Genomic DNA, 24,874 nt, shown 5'->3' on the forward strand with positions numbered 1-24,874 from the left:
CCCTCCTTTCCTATGAATTAAAATTCGCTATCCAATTTTGAAGTCTCTCCTTATCAGGAGACGTTGTTTTCTGTCTTCCCAGTATTTTCTCTTCTGCTTTTCGATAATCAAAGAATTTATCAAATGTCCTAAACACTGGTTTACCTTTACGTGTTTGTCCCGCCATGACGGTTGCCCAAGCCTGCATATGAATTTCATATTGCTTATCTAATTGCTTTAATTGGTAGGCTTTCATTCGCAATTCATAATCTGGAATCGTTAAACGATCAATTTCCTTAAAATCGTCAATTTTCAAAAAACGTAAACAGTTCAAGCGAACTTGTTCATATACTTCATCAAAATCAATGGTCGTTACACCTGTGCTTCTTCCAACATCTTGTTGGTCATCAGTCCGGTATATTCCGACTTTTTTAGCTCATTAATCACTTCTTCAAACAGATTTTTTGTACCATGTTCCTCGATGTATTCTTCTAAGAACTTAACTGTCATTCGAGGTTTTTCTGTCACATTTGCAATCAATAACGTTTCAAATAACGTATCCACATCAGATAAAAGAAGATTTGAAACAATTGCTCCAATCCCTAATTTCAACTGCATTCCACCACGTTCTACTGAATAGCGCTTATTAATTTCTTTTAAAAATCCGTAACCGAATTTACAGTCAAATGTTTTTTCATTCATTGATAATTCCATTTCTATTCCTCCTATTTTAAAAGAGGTCAGTTATACTAACCTCTTTATCTACTCAAATATAATTTATTATGACGCTGCTTCTGCTTTCACTGTATCTTTAAATTCATAATCTCCACCTTCAGAAGTATCAAGTTCTAAAGCTGCAAATCCATTTTTCCCAGCACCTTCAATTGCCCACTCCAAAGAGTATTCAACTTTATTTTCTGCTGAATCTGTTTCTTCAAATGAAGTAAAAAAGCCTTCAAAATATTTTGCTTTATATTTCCCTTCGTCTTTACCCGTACCAATTTCTTTGGTATTGATACGCCAAATTTGAACACGTTTATTTTCGTCCATTGCTGTTTCTAATTTATCGATTTGAGTCGAACCAATTTTATATAATGTTGTTGCCGTAACAGTGGTTTCAGTCGCTCCTGGTGTAACCACGCTGCCGTCTTTTGTAACAGTTGATTCACTTTCTTTTGATTTTGAATAACCATTTTCTGTACTGTAGGCTAACCCCCATGCACGTTCATTTCCTTCGTCTTCGGCTAAACGAAAACGCCAAACGACATCTACTCCGCTTAATGCTGTCATATATTCATTTCCTCCTTTAATGTTTTACTGCTGTTTTAGTTCTTCTACATGTTGGAACGATCGCTTTAATTGAGATGCCAATTGATTTTTTCTTCGTTGTTCTTCTTTCACTCTTTTTTGCAGCTTTTTGATAATTTTCAATTGTTTTTGGATGGTCTTATCCTGCTGCAGAAAAGTTAAATACATGTTATCTTTCAAAAAAACATCGCTCTTTTCCACCTTGACATCTCCTCTCATTTAAAGTCACGGGCGACTATAATCATCGAACTTTTGTAGCAGTTATTACTTGATGAACCTAGTATACAAGGAAATATTAATCATAAACTCCCAGTTTCCTACCAACATTGTTCCAATTTCCTTTTACTTTTCTTTCACTAAATGGATTTTGGAAACTTATTTTCCTCTGCCATTGCCAGTTACTATGGTAAAATAATAGAAGTTCTTCCTAAAGCAAAAAAAATTAGTTCAATCATCCGAGATAGCAATCTTGCTTCTCAAAAGATAGCTAAAAAAATGGAATGAGAATCATTAAAGAATTTAATAAAGATTATTCCAAACAGCCAATCAAACAGTTCGTTTGCAGTATTGATTTAAATAAAGATAGAAAGTAGTGGAGACCTTGTTATTTTTAGATCACAGTCCAGATTTAAGCCCCATCGATTTAGAAATTTATAAATATATTGCTTCTCACATTGATGAAGTCGTCTATATGAGAGTTCGTGAGTTAGCGAAAGAAACCCATAGCAGTACCGCCAGTATTTTGCGTTTTTGTCGAAAGTTTGGTTGTGAAGGGTTTTCAGAATTTAAAATCAAGTTGAATTTATATCGAAAAGATTCAGCTAAAGTCGTTGCCACACATGCGGTTGATGAAACATCTTTCACGAATTTTATTCAACGTTCTACAGAAAGCTTTTATCAAGAACGAATTCAGGCAGCGGCAAAATTGTTATCTGAAAAAGATCTTGTGTTGTTTATTGGAACGGGATCGTCAAATATTATTGCTGAATATGGTGCGTTGTATTTTTCTTCTATTTTCAGTATGGCTTTTCATATTGAAGATCCTATCAATCATCCAGTGAATTTTTTTAATAAAAGTATGGCGAAAAATGTTTGTGTGATTGCTCTTTCTGTCAGTGGCGAGAATGAAGCCATTATTAATTATCTGAACCATTTTATTACGAATGACAGTTCAATTATTTCTATTACGAATAGTGAGAAGTCTCCAATTGCTGCACTTTCTGATGTAAATATTCCTTATTATATTTCGACAGAAAGAATCGGGGATAGTGATATTACCTCTCAAGTACCAGCTCTTTATACAGTAGAATATTTGGCAAAAGAAGTTCAAAAACAAAAGCAAGACAACTCATAAAAAATGAGTTGTCTTGCTTTTTCAGATTATTTCCCTTCTTTAAAGAAAGCTGGTAAATATTGTTTATGTGCTTCCAATAATTCATCCATTACTTCTTTAGCACCATCTCCACTAGTAATCAATGGATTCATGGTAAAGGCTTGTAACAATGTTCCGTAATCACCTGTAACAGCCGCTTCGATCGTTAATTCTTCCATTGACTTCATCACTTGCAACAATCCGCGTTCTTGCGGTTTGAAGCCGCCAAAGTTGTAAGGTACTGGACCTTTACCAGTAATCGTACATGTAACTTCTACTGCACTCTCAGCTGGTAAATCTGTGATTGTCCCGTTATTTCTAGTGCTTACAGTCATCGTTGTGCGTTTATCATTATGAATAGAGTTGATGATTTCGCAGGCTGCATCACTATAACGAGCGCCACCACGTTCTGCTAATTGTTTTGGTTTATAGTCTAGATTAGGATCTTTGTACAATTCAAACAATTCATGTTCGATCTCTTTGACCTTTTCAGCACGTGTACCGTTATTTTTGAAGTCTTCCAATTCTTCTGCCAACATTTTATCTGTGTAGTAATAATAATTGTGATATGGACAAGGAACCATGTGTAAGTTTTCTACTTGTTCCCAAATCAAGTTATTATCTTTAATATTTGCCACGATTGATTTAGCTTCATCTTGGCCATACATCACTTTAATTAATTCATCTGTACGGTCATTTCCATTTTTGTCTGTAATGGTATGCCAATGTAAATGATTGATTCCTGCAAACTGGAAGAATAGATCACGATTATTTTCACCTAGTAATGCCGCTTCTTCAAAGACCGCATTGACTGGAATATTACATAAACCTACAACTTTATCCCACTGACCATAACGTAAAACGGCTTCTGTTACCATACCTGCTGGGTTTGTAAAGTTAATCAACCAAGCATTTGGGCAAAGTTCTTTCATGTCTTCTACGATATCTAAAATCACCGGAACAGTTCTCAAGGCTTTGAAAATACCTCCAGCTCCATTGGTTTCTTGACCGATCATGCCATGGCTCAATGGAATTCGTTCGTCTAAAATACGTGCATCTAACAATCCTACACGTAATTGTGTTGTTACAAAATCTGCATCTTTTAATGCTTCACGACGATCCAAGGTTAAGTGAACTTCGCAATCCACACCTGCTGCTTTGACCATGCGTTTTGCCATTGCTCCAACAATTTCTAATTTTTCTTTTCCTGCTTCAATATCAACAAGCCATAATTCACGTACTGGTAATTCATCATAACGTTTAATGAAACCTTCCACTAATTCAGGTGTATAACTTGATCCTCCACCGATTGTAACGATTTTAATTCCCTTTGACATGTTGTTTTCCTCCTATGCACTTTTCTTTGACTTAAGTATAGCTACTAGCCTACTTAATGTATAGGGTTCCTCAACACGTTGTTACATCGTTTAGAAAGTGTTACTGGTTTCAAATTAGTTACACCTTGTTACACTCATTGAAATGACACAATCTTTTAGCACTATTTTTTGCGCTTTTTCACAATATAAAAGGTCAATAGAGCGGCTAAAATCACTGCACCTAATATCTGTAATATACGTTTGCCACTTTCCCCAAGTAAAGGTATTTGCTTTGGACTTTCAACAAGTGTCTGATTTGTTGAAGAAACAACTGCTTGTTTTACGTAAACACATTTGACCACTTGATCATTTTCAGTATATTCACCTTGATGGTCATCCTTTACTTCTTTTAAAGAATACCCAGGTATATCTTTGATATCAACATTATACGTTTGTCCCAATAGCCCATTTTTGACTACTTGATCTGCTAGATTATTCCCATTTTCATCTTGATAATAAATCGTAACTCTTGAATCAGATATAGAAGTCTTAACTTGTTCATAGATATATACGATGGATTGATTCTCTTGTTTAAAGGTTCCTGCTTGTTCTCCTTGGATTGTTTTTAATGTATAGCCGTCAATTTCTTTTTGTTCCGTTTGATATTTTTCGCCAATCAATCCCTGTTTGGTGGTAGGCTCTGCTAAATTATTACCCGCCTCATCTTGATAATAGGCTGTTATTGATCCACGTTTTTCTGCATTTTCTGTGTTTTTGGAATAGATAAACGTCAATTCTTTTGGATCATTTGTAAATTGCCCAGAGCTCTCTCCTTGTACATCTTTCATAGTATAACCGTCAATTTCTTTTGGTGAAATAGAGTACGGTTCCCCAACCTTCCCTGTAACAACTTCATTTTCTATGAGGGGTCGCCCATCTTCTGAAGCATAGTGGACGGTTACAGAAGAATCAATAGGTTCTGGAATTTCTTCTATTCCCTCATTGTCCATTGAATAACCTAACTTCAAATAACCATTTTCCTTTGTTTTTACTTCAAAATGAATCGTAATCGTATATGTAAAATCTTCTTCCGGAATAATTGTTTTCTTGTATTCTTTGTCTGTTGGATAAGGTTCCATCTCTGAATAAACTCTATCGCCATTGAAATCAATCCATCCTCTTTGTGCTTCGTTAAATTTCATTGCATAAATCAAATTTAAATTATACTCATAGCCTTTTTTCATTGGAATTGATTTAGTCGCTGTCAGTTCTGCGTTCCCTATATTAGCAAAATTATTAATAATCATTTTTTGATTTAAAGAAGGATTTACATGATTTTGAATGAATATGTCATCTTTATCAAAATTAGGATAACTTGCACTAAAATCAATTGTCCAACCATTTGCAACGTCTAATTCATTATTATTTCTCTGTTCTTCAGCATAACTGACTGAACCAATCGTTAAAAAAAATAAAATAATTAGCAACGAAAGAAGCCCGCACCTATTTTTTTTCATCTATTCCATCTCCTATCTAATTTAATCCAATTTTGCCAGAGTATTTTCTAGCATCTATTTGATTTTAAGGTCTGAGATAAAGCAAACTTGTCGCTTTATCTCAGACCTAAAATTCATATTTTTTGTGTAAATTAAGACTGGTTACTAGTTACTTAAAAAGAAAAAATCCCTTGATATGTTGTTTCTGATTCCATACCTAATTCTTCAAATACGGACTTGATTTCTACTGAGTCACCCACGCTTAATGCAAATGGTTTGTCTTCATCATCTTTTAACTCAATAGTATAATTACCTTCTTTATCAGACATCACTTCAAATTCATAAGTATTTTCGCCATGATTAACAGTTGCTTTGATTTTAGCATCTGGATCAGCATTCCCTGTAATCAACTTATCGCCTGATGCAAGACTTGAAAGTGAAGGTGATCTAGGTGTCACAATTGTTTTGGCAGTTTTGTCTTGTCCATATTCATCTACTACTTTTGCGTTTATCTCTGTTCCTACAGGATATGCACGCGCTAAATCGACAACAAACTGTCCATTTTCATCTGACGTAACTTTGAAAACTCTAGAATTGATTTTAATTTCAACTTCTACATTTCCTCTTGTTGTTTCACCCATTAACTGCGTGTCATTACTTGTAATCGTTTCAGTAAATTTCACGTCCAATTCCGTAGCGTAGACCACAATCATATCAGTTGCTTCACTAACATTCCCTGCTAAATCTGTAGCAGTTGCAGATACTTTTGTTCCAAAATCATAATTTTTTTCTAGATAAATCGTGAAATTGCCTTTATCATCCGCATATTCTTGGTAAGTATCTGAACCCATACTTAGATTTACTAACGCATTTGGTTCTGTCTTTCCACGCACTTCGTTACTTTCATTCGTTACTTTCTCTAAAGTAGGTGCGTCTGGAGCAATCGTATCAATCACTTTTGTTGTCGTTTCCTCACTACGAGCACCAGCTTCTGTGACTTGTATACCTTTGATCGTTTCGTCATAAACGAAAGGGCGTTTAGCTGTTACAGAAAAACTACCGTCTGCATTTATTTTACTTGTACCTAAAACTGTTGCAGTTGAATCTTGGATTTCAATCGTATTCCCTGACTGACCTTTTCCAGTGATGACTTTTTGATTTGCTTCGGGTGCATCTAGTACAGGTGCTTTCAAGTCTGCTGTTTCTACAATCCCTCCTTCACCTTCTGTATCAAATGCTAATTTTAAATAAACATTAGAAACTTTTGGAATTTTGTAATCAATGGTAATGACGTAATTCATGTCTTTATCTGGTGTGATTGTTTTTGTGTAAAAATGATCTTTTGCATCGTTTCCATTTGGATCGGTATTAGAAACTTTGTCACCGTTAAAATCGATTGATCCTGTCCCTGTTTTAGTAAACTGCATTGCATAGATTAAATTAACTTTATATTCATGTCCTTTTTTCATAGGAATTGTTTTCGTTGCATGTAACTTAGCTTCACCAATATTTGCAGCATTATTGATTAGCATTTTTTGATGAAGTGATGCATTCTCTCTTCCTTCCAAAAACACATCTTCTACATGAATATTTGGTAAGCTACTTTCAAATTCGATATCCCAACCAACCGTTACATCTAATGGGTCAACGGCTTTATTTAATTGGCTACTAGTAATTAACATATTTTTTAATGGAGATTGTGTTGCTGAAACTTCCGTCGTATTTAATAGGAATGCTCCTAAAAGTACCGCAATTGGGATTGTCGTTTGTAAGACTTTTTTCTTCATAAAACACCTCTTATTTTTATAGTTGTTACTGTACAGTAATCGTAATTGCATCACTATCTATTCCATTACTTGTTTGGTATACAGATAAAATGTTCCCTTGCTTCAATCCACTAACTGGGATTCTGAAATTCCCTGCCGCATCCGCTTCTCCTTTGAAAAATAAACCGTTATTTGAAGAAACTTTGATAGAAGCATTAGGATCAGCTGTTCCAGTTAATTCTCTAGAGACTTCATTGATAGTATTGACAGTTGGAATTTTTGGATAAACAATGACTTTCTTACTTTTTTTAGTTCCATCTGGGAAAAAGACTGTCACTTCAACTTGAGTTGCTGCAGGATATGTTTTTCCTTTCATGTCTATAATGAAATTACCTTGGGAATCTGAGGTGCCTTCATAAATGCGTGCACGCATATTTTCAACACTTACTTCTATTTTAGCGTTAGGAATTGTTTTACCTGTTATGATTGAGTCTGATGTATAAATCGGGTTAACTCCGATCTCGTCATTTGCTGCTTTTACAATTGTTTTGGTACTTTCACTTTTATTCCCTTGATCATCAGTAATGAATGCTTCGACACCAGTCCCAGCTGGGTATGTTTGATCTAAAGCAATAGAAAATGTTCCATCACTTCCGACTTTTTCACGGTATTTGTCCACTCCCATAATCAAATCGATTTGAGTATTAGCCTTAGCACTTCCAGTAACGACTGTATCTTTATCTGTGATTTCATTTAATACAGGTTTTTCTAATTCAATTTGAGCTGGTTGAACTGTGCTAAAAGCAGACTCGCTTCGGTCTCCTTGCTCATTTTCGACATAAGCTTCAATTTGAGTTCCTTTTGGATAAGCTTGCTCCAAGTTGATAGAAAATTTTCCTGATTGTGACACTTTGCTTCGGTATTTTTCTTGACCAATAGTTATATTTATCGATGTATTTGCAACCGCCGTCCCCGTAACAAGAGTATCTTCTTCAGTTACAGTATCCACTATAGGTTTCTCTAAGTGTTCAGGTTCAGGTTTAAAAACAGTTACATTAATTGTTTTAGTAGCTGTTAAATTATTTTTATCTGACACCATATAGGTGATGAAATAATTTCCTTCCTGCGAAGTATTAACCATTCCAGAATAGCTAATCAAATGAGAGATATCTTCTCCATTTTCATCATGGGCAGAAACCCCTTCCATATAATCAAATGAGCTATTCAAAGGAACTTTACGGTCCGAGGCTTCAATAGTTGGTGGTGTATGTGTTTGACCAGCGGAAACATTGAAATAACCTAGTGGATAGCTGTCAGCAATGATTCCTGTAAGTAACCAACGTTCATTTACACCAAGTAAGTATGTTGTATTTGGTTTTAAAACGCCAGGTTTTAATGAAATATATGTTTCTTTGCCATGTACATTGATTCGCCCACTGGCATAGGATGTTTTTCCACTCTCATCTAAAATAATCACATCTACATAGCGATCCCAATAACTATTCTGTTTAGTTACACGAATCATTGTTGTTCTAGTTGATATTTGACCTTCACTTAAAAGGTCTCCTTCAAATGTACCATAGTTATATCTGTCCCAATTTGCTGATTTCTGAATTTGTGCGCCAGAAACAGTTGCTCTTCCAGACTTCTCTAATTTTGGGATTAATCCAAGTCCATCAGTAAAACCGTCCTGTTCTTTAATTGTTTCTGCACTTGCTTCATTTGCAATACCACTACTAACAAAAAAACAAATAAATAAAAAAGAAAAAAGAATTAATTTCGTTTTATTATTTTGACTAAACATTTAACTATTTCCCTCCGACTGTTTATTTTTGAATTAACCTTTCCTTGCCTTTTCAATCTCCACCTTCCGAAATATCTTAACAACCCATTGTTTATAGGGATAAAATAACAATACTGTTGTTATAAGTTATATTAATATAAATAAAAATGATAACTATGTTCCTGAGTAACATTATGCTACTTTTTTAATCTTATTTAAATCTACCACTAATTATATTGGCTTTTTGTAAAAAATAACAATTAAATAAACAAAAATGTGTTAATCTTATTCTTTAAGATGGAATTCAAAATTAATTATTTAGGGAGATAAGTATGTTTATAGACGATTTATTTAACTATCACATGTACCTCAAAGAAAGAAATTCAAAATTATTTCTGCGATTATCTGAAAAAGAAACAAATACAACTATAATTATCAACGAACACACAAACTTTACCCATAAAATTTTGCCCAATCACTTATATTATATTAAGTCTGGGTATGTGAAATCCTCAGTAATAGACAAACAAGGAAATCTTAAATCATTTGATATACTGGGTCCATCTGAATTTCTAGGTTTAAACACTTTATTTCACAGCTCTAAATCAGACAATCCATGGCTTTTTATATCACTTGAAAATGTTACATTGGAAGTCGTTCCTTTCTCAAATCTAGATCCTACAGATAAAGAAATTTTTGATATTTTCTATAAAAATTTTTACCATCAAACACAAAAAGTTCACCTTTCTTGGTATCTATCGTCATTATCTGGATATGAACGTGTCTTCACTTCACTTGTTCTGCTCGTTCAATATTTAGGGAAGAAATCGAAAAATTATTTCATATTGCCTAAATTCGTGACTCATTCACTTTTAGCTGAATTTTCAAATGTTTCACGCCCTTACGTTACAAAAGTCCTTTTAAACCTTGAGAATAAACAATTAATTCGTTATCGCCATCATATAATTAAATTTTGCAACAACAATGATCTACTCTCTAAATATCTGGATGATCTTCTTTTTTAAGCGATATCGTTTAACATTGCTAAAACAAAAATAACCTCCCAAAGTTGCACTCTCTAGCAGCAACTTCGGGAGGTTAAAACTATTTAACCAAAGCAATCCTATTATTTATCAATCATCATACTCATCAAATGAACATCTAAAAATTCGCCATCGTCCGTTTTTGCTCCACGAGCCATGATTGCTTCTGTTTTAAAGCCAATTTTTTCATATACGTGGACAGCACGCTTATTTCGATGCTGAACAGTCAGCTCTAAACGACGAATAACGTTACTTTCTTTCCCCCACAGGATTAGGTCTTCTATCATTAAACTGCCTAAACCAAAGCCCCAATACTCCTTTAAAATACTGATGCCAATCTCTCCTATGTGCTCTATACGTTTTTTAGAAGAGGCCTTTACAGAAGCTGTACCAACCACTTTTTCGTCTGCTAAGGCAACCATCAAAACATTGTTAGGAGATTCATAAAGGTTTGCCAAATTCTCACTCATTTCTTCTGGCGTCATTTCCATCCCTTTTTCATCCATTACCAAGTAAGGTGTTTCACTACCAATAACTTTTAATGCATGTAAAATCTGAGTAGCATCAGTTGGAACGGCTTCCCGAATCGTAAATTCAACTTCTGTCATACATTTTCCTCCATTTTTTTCTGGATACGTTTTAAGAACTTTTCTGATTTCGCTCCTAAAGCTTGCATTGAAACTATTCTTTTTTCCATATCTTCAGAATCTTTTGTGATAGTGATATCTAAATAGTCTGTTGGTAAAAATTCACCTAATAATTTCCCCCACTCTACAACAGATAATCCGTCGCCTTCAAAATACTCATCTAAGCCTAAATCATCTGCACCAGATTCGATACGGTAAACATCCATATGATACAAAGGTAGACGTCCTTGTTGATACTCGCGAATAATCGTATAAGTGGGACTTTTGATCATTTGTTTGATCCCTAGGCCTAAAGCAATACCTTTAGTCATCGTGGTTTTCCCTGCACCTAAGTCTCCTGAAAGAATGATGGTGTTACCTGCCTCAGCAACTAAACCAATCATTTTTGCTAGCGTCTCTGTTTCTTCTGGCGTATTGATTGTACTATCCATTTCTTCACCTGCCTACTTAAGCTTTCAATGTTTCTATGTAGTGTAGTATACCGAATTATTCAAAAAAAAACTAGCGTACCAAAGAAAACGGTAAACGTTATACTTTGATACGCTAGTTAAGTGTAATTAGCTCATTAATGTTTGTGCAGCAGTGATAATTGATAATTTGTAGATATCTTCTTCATTTGCTCCACGAGACAAGTCAGAAACTGGTTTGTTTAATCCTTGTAAGATTGGACCGATTGCTTCAAAGTTGCCTAAACGTTGAGCGATCTTGTAGCCAATATTTCCTGATTGTAATTCAGGGAAAACAAAGACTGTTGCTTGACCAGCGACAGGTGAATTTGGTGCTTTTAATTGAGCTACAGACGCTACGTAAGAAGCATCAAATTGTAACTCCCCATCAATTTCAAGTTCAGGTGCTAAGCTTTTAGCAATTTTAGTTGCTTCAACAACTTTATCAACTTCAGGTGCTTTTGCAGACCCTTTTGTTGAAAAACTCATCATTGCTACTTTTGGTTCAATATCGAATAATTCAGCTGTTTTCGCACTATCAACAGCAATCTCAGCTAATTCTTGAGCTGTTGGATTTACATTGATTGCGCAATCTGCAAAGATGTATTTTTCTTGGTCACGTCCACGAACCATAATCATCGCACCACTTGTGCGGCTGACACCTGGTTTTGTTTTGATAATTTGTAATGCTGGACGAACCGTGTCACCAGTTGAGTGAATTGCTCCACTAACCATGCCATCAGCAATGCCCATATAAGTTAGCATTGTACCAAAGTAGTTTACATCTTTTAAAATTTTACGTGCATCTTCATCTGTGACTTTTCCATTGCGGCGTTCAACAAATGCAGCAACCATTTCTTCCCATCCGTCGTAATTGTCTGGATCAACGATTGTAAAGCTAGACGCTTTAATTCCACGAGCATTAGCTGCTTCAATAATAGCTTCTTTTTTTCCAATCAAGATTGGTTCCATTAATTCTTCTGCTTTCAAACGAGCAGCAGCTCCTAGAATACGAGGATCTGTTGCTTCTGGGAAAACAATTTTGATGTTACGGCGAATGACTTTAAATTTTAAGCTATCGAATAATTCCACGATATACCCTCCAATGATTATTTATACAAATTAATCATACACCATTCTTCAAGAAAATAACAGTTATTTATAGCTGTATTAGTGTAAAAAATACTGATTCTGATATCACTTTCACAAACTCTCCTCACTGCACTATAACAGAAAGACCTGTTTTAAGACACTGTATCAGGTAATTGCCAGTTGATTGGTGCTTCACCTAACCCCTCTAAAGCTTGGTTTGTTTTCGAAAATGGTTTTGAGCCAAAAAAACCACGATGAGCAGCTAATGGACTTGGATGAGGTGACTTAATAATGATATGTTTATTCGTATCAATCATTTTTATTTTTTCTTGTGCTGGTTTCCCCCATAAAATAAATACGATTGGTTTTGAACGTTCATTTAATTTTTTGATGATTGCATCCGTTAAGTTTTCCCATCCCTGCCCTCGGTGTGAGTAAGCTTGCCCATTGCGAACGGTTAAAACGGTATTCAACAATAAGACGCCTTGCTTTGCCCAGCTTTCTAAAAAACCGTGTGAAACTGGTGGGTAGCCTAAATCATCTTGAAGTTCTTTATAAATGTTCATTAAAGAAGGAGGTGTTCGCACACCAGGCTGCACAGAAAAACTTAATCCATGCGCTTGATTAGGTCCATGATAAGGGTCTTGACCCAGTATCACTACTTTTACCTCTTCGTAAGGTGTCAATTCCAACGCTGAATAAATATGATACATGTCTGGATAAATTGTTTGTTCACTGTATTCCTGCTTTAAAAATTCTCGTAAACGCAAATAATAATCCTTTGTAAATTCTTCCTCTAAAACATTCTGCCAACTATTTTGAATAATTGCTTTCATTCTTTATCCTCCTTTAATTCTAACTAATTCATGTTTGTATATACTAATTATATCATTACTCTAACAGTTTTCTTTTACACTTTTAGCATATCGGATTTTTTTAAAAGTGACAAGAGATTTTTTTCTGCACTGAAATGGAAAAAACATGGTAAAATATAGATACGTTAAATAGACGAGGGGTAGAAAATTTTATGATTAAATTGATTGCTTCAGACATGGACGGTACACTATTAGATTCAAAAATGGGTATTTCAAAAGACAACGCTTCTGCAATTAGAGAAGCTGAGCGTCTTGGTATTGAGTTTATGGTAGCTACTGGACGAGCGTACACAGAAGCCAAACCAGCTTTAGAAGAAGCTGGGATTGAATGTGCGATGATTACATTAAATGGCGCCAAAGTTTTTGACAAAGCAGGTAACTCACTCTTTACCGCAGGAATCGAAAAGAAAACTACATCAGAGATCTTGGATATTTTAGATGCTCATAATATTTATTTTGAAGTTTCTACTAATAAAGGGATTTATTCTGAAAAACAAGAAAAAAGAATCGAAAACTTCGCTTCACATATCGCAACAACTATGCCTCATTTGACCTATAAAGTGGCTATTGCTATGGCGGCAGCTCATTTATCTTTATTGGATATTACTTATATAGAGGATATGCGTACCCTTATTAAACAAGAGGATATTGAAGTTTTAAAAATCATTGGTTTCAGCATGGATGGGGCAAAAGTATTAGCTCCTGCAAGTACCAAAATCAGACAATTAGCAGATTTAGCAGTTACTTCATCTGCCCAAAATAATATTGAAATCAATCATAAAAACGCTCAAAAAGGAATCGCCGTTGCACATGTCTCAAAAGATCGCGGGATATCTAAAGAAGAAGTTATGACAATCGGTGACAATTTTAACGATGTTAGTATGCTGCAATGGGCTGGAGTTAGTTTTGCTATGGGAAATGCTGAATTAGAAGTGAAAGATCATGCAAAATATGTCACTTCTACCAATTTAGAGAATGGCGTAGGAGAAGCTATTTTAAAAGCAATCAGAGAAGATTTATAGTACTGTCAGCGACTAAACACTACTGAAAAGAGGTGAGAGATTGTGTCTGAGTTTTTTATTCAAGAACAACAATTAAGCAATGTCACAAGAACCTTGGTCAAAGATGAAGAGGGCAAGTCTCTTTTCTTACTTGTTGGTCGCTGGGGAACACGTGGAGACGCGCTTACTCTTTATACAATGGGTGGCGAATTAGTTGCTAGTATTAAACAAACATCTTTCGCCTTTGGTTCTAGATTTGAATTGTATAAGGGATTCAAAAAAGTTGGTGTACTAAGAAAAATTTTAAATTTAAACGCTGATTTTTATTATATCCAAGGTATGCATTGGACTGTTTTAGGCGACATAAGAAATCACAAGTATGCCATTTATCAAGTCAATCGCAAAATTATGGAAATGAATAAAGCAACTCTTTTTTCAGGAGATTACTTTTGTTTAGATGTAACAAATGATGAAGATGCTCCTGTATGTATTTGTGTTGCAGCGGTGTTAGATTATTGGTTGTACAACAAGAAAAAAAATCAAGACAATAGACCCATAATAGGTTGGGGCAGTAGCTAAAGTTATTAAAAAAATCAGCGATTACTATTCGCTGATTTTTTTCTGCATATGATCATATAAATGTCCGCTAATCATCATTTCGGCTACATCTTTAAAGCCTTTTCTACTATACAATTTTTTCGCGTTAGGATTTCCTTTATCTACGCTCAACCCAATGACCTCTTTGCCATCTCTTTTAGCGATTTGTGGTAAAGCATCTAATAATTTAGAACCAATACCTGATCCACGATGCTTTTCATCAACTGAGATTGAATCTAAGTACCACTCACCTGGTAATGTTTCTGGATCAGTAAATATTCTGATTTCTTCATCCAAGTTGTATTTACGTAATACTTTTTTTAGCGGTTCATCAATTAGCGTCTCATCTTCGTCCGGATAACCAAAAGCAATTCCAGCTACTTCTCCATCTTGTTCATAAACCAACCCTCGTTGATAACCATAACGATACGTAGGATCTGATACAGCTTCAGCTAAGACTGCCAAAATCGTTTCTTCTGGAATGATTTCTAATAGAGGCAATTCCATATCTTTTAATATAACTAAAATTAACGGAGCAATAGCCTCTCCGTCTTCTTTTGTTGCAAAACGAATCATTGTTATTCCTCACTTTCTGTATTGAGTGTATCATTTATTGTAACATAACGCATTACATATACTTGTTTTTTATTTTGTTTTAATAATTAAACATCGCTATATGTACATTTGTAAAATAAAATGCTTGAAAATTAATTTTGAGAACAAAAAAGACACTCAAATGAGTGTCTTCATCTTTTTATTGAATTGTAACTTTGACATTGTTTCTGCGACCCCAGACTAAACATTGATCAACAGTTGGGAAATGCACATCAATAATGTTCCCTTTGATTGCGCCACCAGTATCCCCAGCAACCGCAAATCCATATCCTTCTACTTCAACAAATGATCCTAAAGGAATCACACTTGGATCAACTGCGATCACATTACTTTGTGAACGAAGATCAATTCCTGTTGCAGTAATGAATCCAGATCCTGCTTCTCTCCATGAATAAGCTGTTGATTGCATATAAAGTACTTGACCATTCCCATTACCTCCGCCAGTACCTGGTACTTCTTCTGGCTGTGATGGCGGTGTAATAATTGGCTGTTCTTCACTGCTTGAGCTACTACTTGAATCACTACTTGATGATGAACTGCTGCTTGAGCTTGACGTGACAGTAGCAGAAGTTTTTTTCTGTGCTTCTTCTGCTTCAGCTTGTTTTCTAGCTTCAGCCGCCTTCTTCTCATCTGTAATGCGTTTTTCTTCGGTTTGTTTCTTACTGGCGATTTGTTGTAATGCAGCTTGATTATCAGATAATTGCTGTTTTAAGGTTACAACTTGTTCATCCATTGCCGATGCTTCATCCTGTAATTTAGATTCGTTGGTTTGTAATTCTTCTTGTTTATTTTTTACAGTTTCTTGAAGTTCAGACAATTTTTCTTTATCTTTAGATAGTCTATCAATTTTTTCTTTTTCCGCATTTTGTAGAATAGTCATCGCATACGCTTTATTAAAGAAATCTGATACACTTTCAGCATCTAATAATACTTGCCATGTACGCTGTTCCCCACTTAGCTGGATATCTTTCATACGATTTCCAACGACTTCTTTACGGCGTGCAATACTTTGCTCTGTCACTGTAATTTCAGCCTCAGAGTTTTTGATTGTTTCTTCAGCATTTGAAATATCTACTTTAAGTTTTTCAATTTCAGCGTATTTTTCATTAACATCATTCAAAGCTGTATTGATATCTTTGCTAAGTGATTCTTCTGTTTGTGCGGCTTGTGTTTCTTTTGCCTTCAGCTCGTCTAATGACTCTGCTGCAGCACCAATTGGAAGAGCAACATTTACTAGCATGATAGCAGCTAAAAATGGTATCAATTTTTTTACTTTCACTGAATCCAACACCTTTCCTAACTAAATCCAACTCCACCTATTATACTAATCTATCTGGGTTATATTATTTCAATATCGTTACAATTTATTACATTTTAGAGAAAACACCCTTTTTTCTGTAACATTCCTAAGGAAAAGCACTCACTTTTTATAGCTATAATGCTCAATAAATCCTTTATAAATAAGAGTTTATCCAATTTATGAGACACAGAAATAACCTGTTATACTTCGGATACATTATTTAACATTTTTTTGATTTTTATTGATGATTTCTTGGACTTCCATTGGATTTTTCACATTTTTCAGCTTTAAATGAGGATAATTACGTATCCAACGTTTTTGATTGAAGCTCATATGGCTAACTATTTTTTTAATTGTTTGGGTATCTTTAAGCTCTTCCAACCAAGGTGTTTTTTCAACAATTTTTGCCAGTTTCCCTTCATTGATTTCTTCCGATACAGACTCTTTTAGCTCCGTAATATTTGCTACTAGTTCATTGCGTTTTGTATTTAATGTAGTAGATAACTCTTGTTTCCGTTCTTCCACTGCTGTACTGATTTGTGCGGTTACTTTTTTGAATGACTGCATATTGGCTATTGTGTAGAGCAAGTCACTGGTAATAAGTACCACTAAAATAATAGGTAGACTAATGCCAAATTTCTCAGATAAAAAGGTCTCAAAGAGCATCACTTGAGGATGAATCACACGTACAATCAGCACACAACCGATGCCCCAAAATAATGATACAGGTAAAGCGACGCGACCATTGATATTTAAAGGCACCTCTTTATAGTCCCACCAAGAAGCGTGGAATAGCTTCTCTAATCCATAACTGGTGATGTACTCTAAAACTGTTACCATAATCGTGGATAATAAATATAAGAGGACAATATTTTGTCTAAGCGGTTCTAAAAAATACAATACACCTAAAATACCGAAACCATAAATTGGACAATACGGTCCCACTAAAAAACCTCGGTACACAAATTTGCCTGCTTTCACTGAACAATAAACAGTTTCCCATAGCCAACCGATAAACGAGTAAATAAAAAATAATAAAACAAATTTGATTAGTTCATTCATAGATTTTCTCCTTCTAAACAGCATCTACTATTTATTGTAACAAATACCATGCATTCATGCGAGCAACTTTCTTCTCTGGAAAGATTGATATACAATAGAAGAGAAAACTTAAGCTAGTTAAAATAATATTTATCTCCAGATGCTACTTTTTCCGAAAAAAACTGATTGCGGCTACAAGTTCCGGCCTCAACTTTTCTTATTTACAGTCAAGACTGAACAAATTCGTTCAGCTTTATAATCAAGGAGGACACTATGATCGCTTTACTTAAATATGCGAAAAATTATCGGAAACAAATTATTCTCGGGCCTTTTTTTAAATTTTTAGAAGCTTGTTTTGAACTAGTTTTGCCATTATTTATGGCCCGTTTAGTCGATCAAGGGATTCGAAATAATGATCCTGGATATGTTTTACAAATGGCTGGTTGGATGTTCTTGATGTCAGTCATCGGACTGATTTGTGTGTTGATTTGCCAATATTATTCATCAATTGCATCACAAGGATTTGGAACAGAGCTGAGAAATCAACTGATGAAAAAAATCAATCAGCTTTCTCATGCTGAATTAAACAGTTTTGGAACAGATACATTAATCACACGTATGACTAATGATATTAATCAATTGCAGTTAGCTTTGGCAATGTTGATCCGTCTCGTGATTCGTGCACCATTCTTAAGTATCGGTTCAGTTATCATGGCTTTTTATATCAATGTACAAATGGGACTGATTTTTCTGCTGATGTTGCCGATTTTTTGCCTTATTCTTTATTTCATTATAAAAACAACTGTACCTTTATATAAGAAAGTTCAGGAAAAGCTAGATTTGCTCAATCGACAAATCAGTCAAAATCTAAGCGGTGTTCGGGTTATTCGGGCGTTTGCTAGAAAGCAAACAGAAGAAAAACATGTTAATGAAGTAACCGATGACCTTTCTAGTATTTATATCCGTGTCTCAAATATTTCAGCTTTACTCACTCCTGCTACAACCTTAGTAATGAATCTTGGTATTTTAGCACTACTTTATCTTGGTGGTGTCAAAGTAGAGATTGGCGGATTACAGCAAGGTGAAGTCTTGGCGTTAATTAATTATATGAATCAAATGCTCTTAGCTCTGATTGTTGTTTCAAATTTAGTGATTATTTTTACCCGTGCATCTGCCTCAGCTTCTAGAGTCAGCGAAGTATTATCGGTTTCCCCTAGCATTCAATCTGACGGAAATGTAACTTCTAGTGACAATCAAACAAAAGAAATTGTATTCGATCAGGTCTCATTTCGTTACCAGCCAACAGCTGGGCTAGCTTTGAGTGATATTTCATTAACGATACCGAAAAACTCTGTTCTTGGTATTACTGGACCTACTGGTAGTGGAAAAAGTACATTAACGCAATTGATTCCTCGATTTTATGATACAAGTGAAGGAAATATCTTCGTTGACGGAATTAATGTCCGAGACTGGTCTATAGATAAACTACGCAAAAAAATTGCTATTACACCTCAAACAGCGGTTTTATTTAGCGGTACGATTCGAGAAAATCTCCAATGGGGCAAGGAGAAAGCAACCGATAAAGAATGTTGGCAAGCTTTGGAAACCGCTCAATGTAAAGAGTTCGTTGAAAATTTAAGCGATGGTTTAGACACACAAGTCTATGAAGGTGGTAAGAATTTTTCCGGTGGCCAAAAACAACGATTAACCATTGCTCGTGCCTTAATTCATAGACCAGACGTGCTAATTTTAGATGACTCATTAAGTGCATTAGATTATCAAACAGATTTAAACTTACGAACGGCATTACAGCATGATTTAAAAGAAACTACATTGATTTTGATTTCTCAACGAATCAGCTCAATTCAACAAGCTGATCAAATTTTAGTTTTAGCTAGTGGGAAACAAGTTGGTTTAGGTACCCACGAAGATTTATTACGTCATTCTACAGCGTATCAAGAAATTGTTGCTTCACAAGAGGAGGAAAATTAATTATGGAGACGAAAAAAACTGCAAGCAATTCATTTAATCGTTTCATGCCTTATTTACTCCGTTATCCCAAAGAAATGATAGCAGCAATTATTCTTGGTATCGTCAGTGGTCTAACAACGGTTTTGATGACGTATTATATGGGAAAATCGGTGGACACAATGATCTCTAAGGGTAATGTTGATTTTATGATTCTCTTACAATTACTTAGCACCTTAGCTAGTATTTTAGTCATCACCGTTATCAGTCAATGGTTGATTCAGCGATTAGGAAATCGTGTTTCTTATCTTTCTGTCGCCCAACTGAGAAAAGATGCTTTTGCTCATTTGAATCGACTGACATTGAATTACTACGATCAAAACTCTCACGGTAACATCGTCAGTCGTTTTACCAACGATATGGACAATATTTCAGTTGCCAGTTCAGCCATTTTTAACCAATTATTTTCTGGGTTATCGGTTGTGATTATTGCTTTCTTCTTTATGTTAAAACTGAGTCCCCTACTAACAGCTGTTGTTTTGGTTGCTACACCAATCATTTTTCTAGTCAATTGGTTAGTAGCTAAATCGTCTCAGAAAAATTTTGCCGCACAACAAAAAATCGTAGGAGAAATTTCTGGTTTTGTTTCTGAAATGGTAGGAAATCAAAAAATCGTCAAAGCGTTCCAGCAAGAAAATGTTTCTCAACAACGTTTTGAAACATTGAACCAACACTTGTATGTCAAAGGGCAAAAAGCTCAGTTTTCGTCTTCATTAACCAATCCACTTTCTCGTTTTATTGACCATTTGAGCTATTTGTCTATTGGTCTTGTAGGAGGATTGTTATTGTTAAGCGGGAATCAAGCAATCACGATTGGTGTAATCTCAAGTTTTACTATCTACTCTAGTCAATTTTCTAAACCATTTATTGAATTATCTGGAATCACTACTCAAATTCAAACAGCTTTGGCTGGATTAGATCGTACCTTTGAAATCATCAATCAGCCAGAAGAAAAACCTGATGGTAAACATGCATTTGTTTTAAGTGATGTCACTGGAGAAGTTATTTTTGACCATGTTGATTTTTCATATATTCCTTCAAAACCATTGATCCAAGATTTTAATTTAACAGCATCACCTGGTGAAACAATCGCAATCGTCGGTAAAACAGGAGCTGGTAAATCAACCTTAGTTAATTTATTGATGCGTTTTTATGAAGTGGATAGCGGTCAGATTTCAATCGATGGTCATAAAATCACTCACGTCACAAGAGACAGCTTACGAAAGAGTTTTGGAATGGTTTTACAAGATACTTGGTTATTTGATAGTACGATTCGTGCTAATTTAACTTATGGAAATTCGGAAGCGACAGAGGAAGAAATAGAACACGCAATGAAAAAAGCGTATATTTTTGATTTTGTCACGCGTTTGCCTAAAGGCTTAGATACTCTGATTGGTGCCAGTGGAATTAAAATTTCAGAAGGCCAACGACAACTGATGACAATCGCTAGAACAATGATTAGTAATCCACCCATGCTGATCTTAGATGAGGCCACAAGTTCTGTTGACACCTTGACCGAAAAAAACATTCAGGATGCCTTTTTGCAAATGATGAAGGGACGGACAAGTTTTGTGATTGCTCATCGCCTTTCTACCATTAAAAATGCAGATAAAATTTTAGTAATGGAACAAGGATCCGTTGTAGAAATCGGTAGTCATGATGAATTAATCAATAAAAAAGATGGTTACTATCATGCATTATATGAAGCACAATTTAAAAATCAATTGTAAGTTGAATAAAAAACCTCAAACTTCCTTGGGATGTAGGATAGTTTGAGGTTTTTTTTATTTAAAATTGGTTAGTGATTTATTTAAAAATTGCTTATAAGGTACTTTATTTCCTAAGTAATATGTTGCAACTACTTGGATTGGGAAAAAGATAATATTCTTGATGATTCTAGGCGCCCACCAAGCAAGATTTGATATATTAACTCCATACATCAATCCCAGCCATAACGGCGTTAAGAACATATGAATAATCAACGTAACCGATAAAGTAGCCAAGATTACTCGTTTCCAAGTTAATTCCTTTTTATAATAGAAGAAACCATATATCGCCCCAGAAATAAAGGCATTTAAGGTGAAACCAGGAAAATAGGGTCCTTTAGGAAACAGCAGCATCCCCACTGTATCAGCTACTGCACTACCAATTCCTGTCCAGAATGGACCAAAAAGAATCGCCATCAATGATTCTGGAATAAAGGTAAAACTAATTCTTAAAAATTGGGTTTCAAACGAAATAAATCGTGTAAAAACCACCATTAACGCAATCAGTAAACTCATTAGCGTAATGGTTCGAGTATCAAGTCTCTTTTTCTTCATTTCTAGCATCTCCTCTAAGAGTTGCTACACAAAATATGCAGCGAATGCGAAAACAAAACCGCGGATACAAGAAAAGCGGAATGAAGTATCTAGCCTTTTAGATAATTAGGAATCTGAATATGGAACGTTTTTTGTTCCATGTGAAGATTATCTATTTTCCTCAAAGGCTGCTTCATGCAGCTAGATCAATGTTCTTATATATCCTTCGTCCGAAAGGCAACATCCCATCCTTTCAGCACTTAACGCTTTATTTCCTACTCTGTTTTATTTAGGCGTAAGCCTAAGTGCAATATAGCATATTCCTTCTCTTGCCGCAACAAACTTTGCTGAAAAAAGATTAGAAAGACAAGGGTTTATTGTCTAATTCATGAACCACATTTCTAAAATCCGCAAAACCTGCCTGTAATCCTCTTAATAAAATTTCAGCTGTTCCAATATTTGTCGCTAAAGGAATTTCATAAACATCACTTAAGCGAATCAATGCTGTAACATCTGGTTCATGAGGTTGTGCCGCTAATGGATCTCGTAAAAAAATCACCATATCCAGTTTATCTTCTGAAATCATCGCGCCTATTTGCTGATCACCGCCTAAAGGGCCAGATTTAAAACGGTGAACGGATAGACCTGTAGCTTCTGAAATTTTTAAACCTGTCGTTCCTGTAGCAAATAATTCGTGTTCTTTTAAAATAGGTTGATACGCTAACGCTAACTTGACCATCAATTCTTTTTTTCGATCATGGGCAATCATTGCAATTTTCATCCTTTATCCCTCAATTCAGTTCTTTTCCTCATTATAACAAAGTCCTTAACGAATAAGTAACATGTAAGATTCGATCTTTGTCACTTTGACGAAAAAATGATTTTTTTCTTGTGCAATCTTCCGTTGAGTTTATATAGCGCTTTCATTTATACTCAGAATATAATAAAAAAGAAAAGAGTGACGACGATGGTAGAAATGGCGTTAAAACATGTCTATAAAAAATATGATAATGCAGAAAACTATTCTGTAACAGATTTCAACTTAGAAATTGCAGACCGTGAGTTTATTGTCTTTGTAGGACCGTCTGGTTGTGGTAAATCGACAACATTACGTATGATCGCAGGTTTAGAAGATATCTCAGAAGGTGAGTTATCTATTGGTGATAAAGTAATGAATGATGTTGCACCAAAAGATCGTGATATCGCCATGGTTTTCCAAAACTATGCTTTATATCCTCACATGACTGTTTTTGATAATATGGCTTTTGGTCTGAAACTTCGTAAATATGACAAAGCTGAAATCAAACAACGTGTGGAAAATGCCGCAGAAATTTTAGGTCTAACTGAATACTTAAAACGCAAACCAGCCGCCTTATCTGGTGGTCAACGTCAACGTGTAGCTTTAGGTCGAGCAATCGTTCGTGATGCAAAAGTATTTTTGATGGATGAACCTTTATCTAACTTAGATGCAAAATTGCGGGTAGCCATGCGTGCTGAAATCGCTAAATTACATCGTCGTTTAGAAACAACAACTATCTACGTAACACATGATCAAACTGAAGCTATGACGATGGCAGATCGAATCGTCATCATGAAAGACGGCTTTATTCAACAAATTGGTTCACCAAAAGAAGTCTACAATACACCCAATAATGTCTTTGTCGCAGGTTTCATCGGCTCACCTGCAATGAACTTCTTTAACGTAACATTGAACAACGGTGTGATAAGTGACGGACATGGCTTAGAATTAATGATTCCAGAAGGAAAAAACAAGTTATTAGTTGAAAAAGGTTATGAAGGAAAATCCGTAATTTTTGGTATCCGGCCTGAAGATATTCACAGTGAACAAGTGGCTCTAGATACAATGAATGATGCCGTTGTTCGTTCCGAAGTGGTTGTTTCTGAACTTTTAGGTGCTGAAACGATGCTTTATACAAAGTTAGGAGACACAGAATTTATTTCAAAAGTTGATGCTCGTGATTTCCATAAACCAGAGGAAATGGTTGATTTAGCTTTTAATATCAGTAAAGCTCATTTCTTTGATCCTGAAACAGAACAAGTTATCAAGTTACCTTAATTAATAAAAAGCTGAGCAGTGTCTAATCTCACTGCTCAGCTTTTTATATAACTGGTTTATTTTCTTGTGGAAGAATATCCACTTTTACTTTTTCCATTTTCTTAGCCTGACTAAATACTGGAATATCAAACTGTTTACTCAATGCATTTGCCACAAAATAAGCAATATTATAATCAATCAAACTATGAAGCAGTCCTCCAACTCCCATCAAGAGAAAGATCGAATATATATATCCTTGTGAATAATAAGTTTCTGGCATATTCCCCATTGTATAAAAAACACTTACCACAGCTAATTCTGCTACAGAATGTATTATGCCAATTACTAAATTAAATAATTGAAAACGACCATTAAACAAAACAAATTTATTTTTAGTTAAAACAATCGTCGGATGGTTCTGTAAATAAAAAGCTCCAATCACCGCAAACAATACATGCGAAAGTGCTCTTAAGGCAATGATCGGTGTTGCTGAAAGAAAAAAACCAAATCCCGTACCTAAACTAACGGCCACAGCTACCCCTGGTGAAAAAAACATTGCTAAAAAAAGCGGTACGTGACTAGCTAAAGTAAACGAAGCCGGTCCTATCGTAATTCTTGGCATAACCATGGGAATAATGATCCCCATTGCCACCAATAAAGCCGCAATCGTTAAATGTCTAACTGAATTCTTTTTCATATTCTCCTCCGATGTGTCTTGACATATCTGACGTTGTTTATTTTACGAGAAAAACATCTAGGTGTCAAGACACATAGATGCTGTTTTTTATTTAGAAATTTATACAGTAAAAATCC

Annotated in this window: 25 protein-coding genes and 1 riboswitch; of the genes, 7 read left to right on the plus strand and 18 right to left on the minus strand. The window is 35.0% G+C overall.

Annotation, left to right across the window (positions count from 1 at the left end):
- Positions 1-10: 10 nt before the first annotated feature.
- The 4 genes from AC4BB2_RS10790 to AC4BB2_RS10805 form a co-directional block, all read right to left on the minus strand.
- On the minus strand, positions 11-313 hold the full coding sequence (locus AC4BB2_RS10790; RefSeq protein ID WP_490472935.1) for a hypothetical protein: 303 nt from the start codon (positions 311-313) through the stop codon (positions 11-13).
- A 38-nt stretch (positions 314-351) separates the two neighbouring features.
- Positions 352-693 (minus strand): tail assembly chaperone, encoded by a 342-nt coding sequence (locus AC4BB2_RS10795; protein ID WP_490472936.1) that lies wholly within the window; start codon positions 691-693, stop codon positions 352-354.
- Positions 694-759: 66 nt separating this feature from the next.
- Positions 760-1,269, minus strand: a complete 510-nt coding sequence (locus AC4BB2_RS10800; protein ID WP_490472937.1) for a phage major tail protein, TP901-1 family — start codon at positions 1,267-1,269, stop codon at positions 760-762.
- A gap of 24 nt (positions 1,270-1,293) precedes the next feature.
- Positions 1,294-1,488, minus strand: a complete 195-nt coding sequence (locus AC4BB2_RS10805) for a hypothetical protein (RefSeq protein WP_490472938.1) — start codon at positions 1,486-1,488, stop codon at positions 1,294-1,296.
- 400 nt (positions 1,489-1,888) lie between these two features.
- On the opposite strand from AC4BB2_RS10805, the gene AC4BB2_RS10810 reads away from it, so the two are divergent.
- Positions 1,889-2,641 carry a MurR/RpiR family transcriptional regulator gene (locus tag AC4BB2_RS10810; protein ID WP_490472939.1) on the plus strand — a complete coding sequence of 251 codons (753 nt, stop codon included), beginning with the start codon at positions 1,889-1,891 and terminating at the stop codon, positions 2,639-2,641.
- 26 nt (positions 2,642-2,667) lie between these two features.
- Here AC4BB2_RS10810 and AC4BB2_RS10815 read toward each other — a convergent pair whose 3' ends face one another.
- From AC4BB2_RS10815 to AC4BB2_RS10830, 4 genes are all read right to left on the minus strand, one after another.
- A complete protein-coding gene (locus AC4BB2_RS10815) occupies positions 2,668-3,996 on the minus strand; it encodes a 6-phospho-beta-glucosidase (RefSeq protein WP_490472940.1) in 1,329 nt (442 codons plus the stop codon).
- Positions 3,997-4,157: 161 nt separating this feature from the next.
- Positions 4,158-5,492, minus strand: coding sequence for a MucBP domain-containing protein (locus AC4BB2_RS10820; RefSeq protein WP_490472941.1), 1,335 nt, complete (start codon positions 5,490-5,492; stop codon positions 4,158-4,160).
- A 152-nt stretch (positions 5,493-5,644) separates the two neighbouring features.
- Entirely contained in the window at positions 5,645-7,258 is a 1,614-nt protein-coding gene (locus tag AC4BB2_RS10825; RefSeq protein ID WP_490472942.1) for an Ig-like domain-containing protein, read from the minus strand.
- 25 nt (positions 7,259-7,283) lie between these two features.
- Positions 7,284-9,041, minus strand: coding sequence for an Ig-like domain-containing protein (locus AC4BB2_RS10830; protein WP_490472943.1), 1,758 nt, complete (start codon positions 9,039-9,041; stop codon positions 7,284-7,286).
- Positions 9,042-9,352: 311 nt separating this feature from the next.
- On the opposite strand from AC4BB2_RS10830, the gene AC4BB2_RS10835 reads away from it, so the two are divergent.
- The gene (locus AC4BB2_RS10835; RefSeq protein WP_490472944.1) at positions 9,353-10,045 is read left to right on the plus strand and encodes a Crp/Fnr family transcriptional regulator; all 693 of its coding nucleotides are present in this window, start codon (positions 9,353-9,355) and stop codon (positions 10,043-10,045) included.
- Between the two features lie 101 nt (positions 10,046-10,146).
- Here the strand turns inward: AC4BB2_RS10835 and AC4BB2_RS10840 are convergent, their stop codons facing one another.
- The 4 genes from AC4BB2_RS10840 to AC4BB2_RS10855 all read right to left on the minus strand — a co-directional run bounded on the left by AC4BB2_RS10840 (position 10,147) and on the right by AC4BB2_RS10855 (position 13,084).
- Complete coding sequence (locus tag AC4BB2_RS10840; RefSeq protein WP_490472945.1) at positions 10,147-10,671, minus strand: GNAT family N-acetyltransferase; 525 nt, start codon at positions 10,669-10,671, stop codon at positions 10,147-10,149.
- Positions 10,668-11,141 carry a tRNA (adenosine(37)-N6)-threonylcarbamoyltransferase complex ATPase subunit type 1 TsaE gene (gene tsaE, locus AC4BB2_RS10845; protein WP_490472946.1) on the minus strand — a complete coding sequence of 158 codons (474 nt, stop codon included), beginning with the start codon at positions 11,139-11,141 and terminating at the stop codon, positions 10,668-10,670. The genes AC4BB2_RS10840 and tsaE overlap by 4 nt, the downstream gene beginning before the upstream one ends.
- Before the next feature lie 126 nt (positions 11,142-11,267).
- Positions 11,268-12,248, minus strand: coding sequence for a phosphate acetyltransferase (gene pta / locus AC4BB2_RS10850; RefSeq protein ID WP_490472947.1), 981 nt, complete (start codon positions 12,246-12,248; stop codon positions 11,268-11,270).
- 152 nt (positions 12,249-12,400) lie between these two features.
- Positions 12,401-13,084: a uracil-DNA glycosylase gene (locus tag AC4BB2_RS10855; RefSeq protein ID WP_490472948.1), complete on the minus strand. Its 684-nt coding sequence runs from the start codon at positions 13,082-13,084 to the stop codon at positions 12,401-12,403.
- 191 nt (positions 13,085-13,275) lie between these two features.
- Here AC4BB2_RS10855 and AC4BB2_RS10860 point away from each other — a divergent pair, with 191 nt between their 5' ends.
- Both AC4BB2_RS10860 and AC4BB2_RS10865 read left to right on the plus strand, forming a co-directional pair.
- Complete coding sequence (locus AC4BB2_RS10860) at positions 13,276-14,145, plus strand: Cof-type HAD-IIB family hydrolase (RefSeq protein ID WP_490472949.1); 870 nt, start codon at positions 13,276-13,278, stop codon at positions 14,143-14,145.
- Positions 14,146-14,187: 42 nt separating this feature from the next.
- Positions 14,188-14,703, plus strand: coding sequence for an LURP-one-related/scramblase family protein (locus AC4BB2_RS10865; protein ID WP_490472950.1), 516 nt, complete (start codon positions 14,188-14,190; stop codon positions 14,701-14,703).
- Between the two features lie 24 nt (positions 14,704-14,727).
- Here AC4BB2_RS10865 and AC4BB2_RS10870 read toward each other — a convergent pair whose 3' ends face one another.
- The 3 genes from AC4BB2_RS10870 to AC4BB2_RS10880 form a co-directional block, all read right to left on the minus strand.
- Entirely contained in the window at positions 14,728-15,297 is a 570-nt protein-coding gene (locus AC4BB2_RS10870; protein ID WP_490472951.1) for a GNAT family N-acetyltransferase, read from the minus strand.
- Between the two features lie 178 nt (positions 15,298-15,475).
- Positions 15,476-16,627: a 3D domain-containing protein gene (locus AC4BB2_RS10875; protein ID WP_490472952.1), complete on the minus strand. Its 1,152-nt coding sequence runs from the start codon at positions 16,625-16,627 to the stop codon at positions 15,476-15,478.
- 225 nt (positions 16,628-16,852) lie between these two features.
- The gene (locus AC4BB2_RS10880; protein WP_490472953.1) at positions 16,853-17,698 is read right to left on the minus strand and encodes a putative ABC transporter permease; all 846 of its coding nucleotides are present in this window, start codon (positions 17,696-17,698) and stop codon (positions 16,853-16,855) included.
- Between the two features lie 252 nt (positions 17,699-17,950).
- On the opposite strand from AC4BB2_RS10880, the gene AC4BB2_RS10885 reads away from it, so the two are divergent.
- Together AC4BB2_RS10885 and AC4BB2_RS10890 are read left to right on the plus strand one after the other, a co-directional pair.
- Positions 17,951-19,669 carry an ABC transporter ATP-binding protein gene (locus tag AC4BB2_RS10885; protein ID WP_490472954.1) on the plus strand — a complete coding sequence of 573 codons (1,719 nt, stop codon included), beginning with the start codon at positions 17,951-17,953 and terminating at the stop codon, positions 19,667-19,669.
- A gap of 2 nt (positions 19,670-19,671) precedes the next feature.
- On the plus strand, positions 19,672-21,435 hold the full coding sequence (locus tag AC4BB2_RS10890) for an ABC transporter ATP-binding protein (RefSeq protein ID WP_490472955.1): 1,764 nt from the start codon (positions 19,672-19,674) through the stop codon (positions 21,433-21,435).
- 54 nt (positions 21,436-21,489) lie between these two features.
- Here the strand turns inward: AC4BB2_RS10890 and AC4BB2_RS10895 are convergent, their stop codons facing one another.
- Positions 21,490-22,026, minus strand: a complete 537-nt coding sequence (locus AC4BB2_RS10895; RefSeq protein WP_490472956.1) for a folate family ECF transporter S component — start codon at positions 22,024-22,026, stop codon at positions 21,490-21,492.
- Between the two features lie 165 nt (positions 22,027-22,191).
- Positions 22,192-22,290, minus strand: a riboswitch (THF riboswitch).
- 73 nt (positions 22,291-22,363) lie between these two features.
- Positions 22,364-22,786, minus strand: coding sequence for a methylglyoxal synthase (mgsA, locus tag AC4BB2_RS10900; protein ID WP_490472957.1), 423 nt, complete (start codon positions 22,784-22,786; stop codon positions 22,364-22,366).
- A 186-nt stretch (positions 22,787-22,972) separates the two neighbouring features.
- Between mgsA and AC4BB2_RS10905 the strand changes: the two genes are divergently transcribed.
- On the plus strand, positions 22,973-24,082 hold the full coding sequence (locus tag AC4BB2_RS10905; RefSeq protein WP_490472958.1) for an ABC transporter ATP-binding protein: 1,110 nt from the start codon (positions 22,973-22,975) through the stop codon (positions 24,080-24,082).
- A 43-nt stretch (positions 24,083-24,125) separates the two neighbouring features.
- Here the strand turns inward: AC4BB2_RS10905 and AC4BB2_RS10910 are convergent, their stop codons facing one another.
- Positions 24,126-24,758 carry a hypothetical protein gene (locus AC4BB2_RS10910; RefSeq protein ID WP_490472959.1) on the minus strand — a complete coding sequence of 211 codons (633 nt, stop codon included), beginning with the start codon at positions 24,756-24,758 and terminating at the stop codon, positions 24,126-24,128.
- Between the last annotated feature and the right edge of the window lie 116 nt (positions 24,759-24,874).

The sequence above is a fragment of the Enterococcus sp. AAFC-DPL-5146 genome (genome assembly GCF_058216635.1).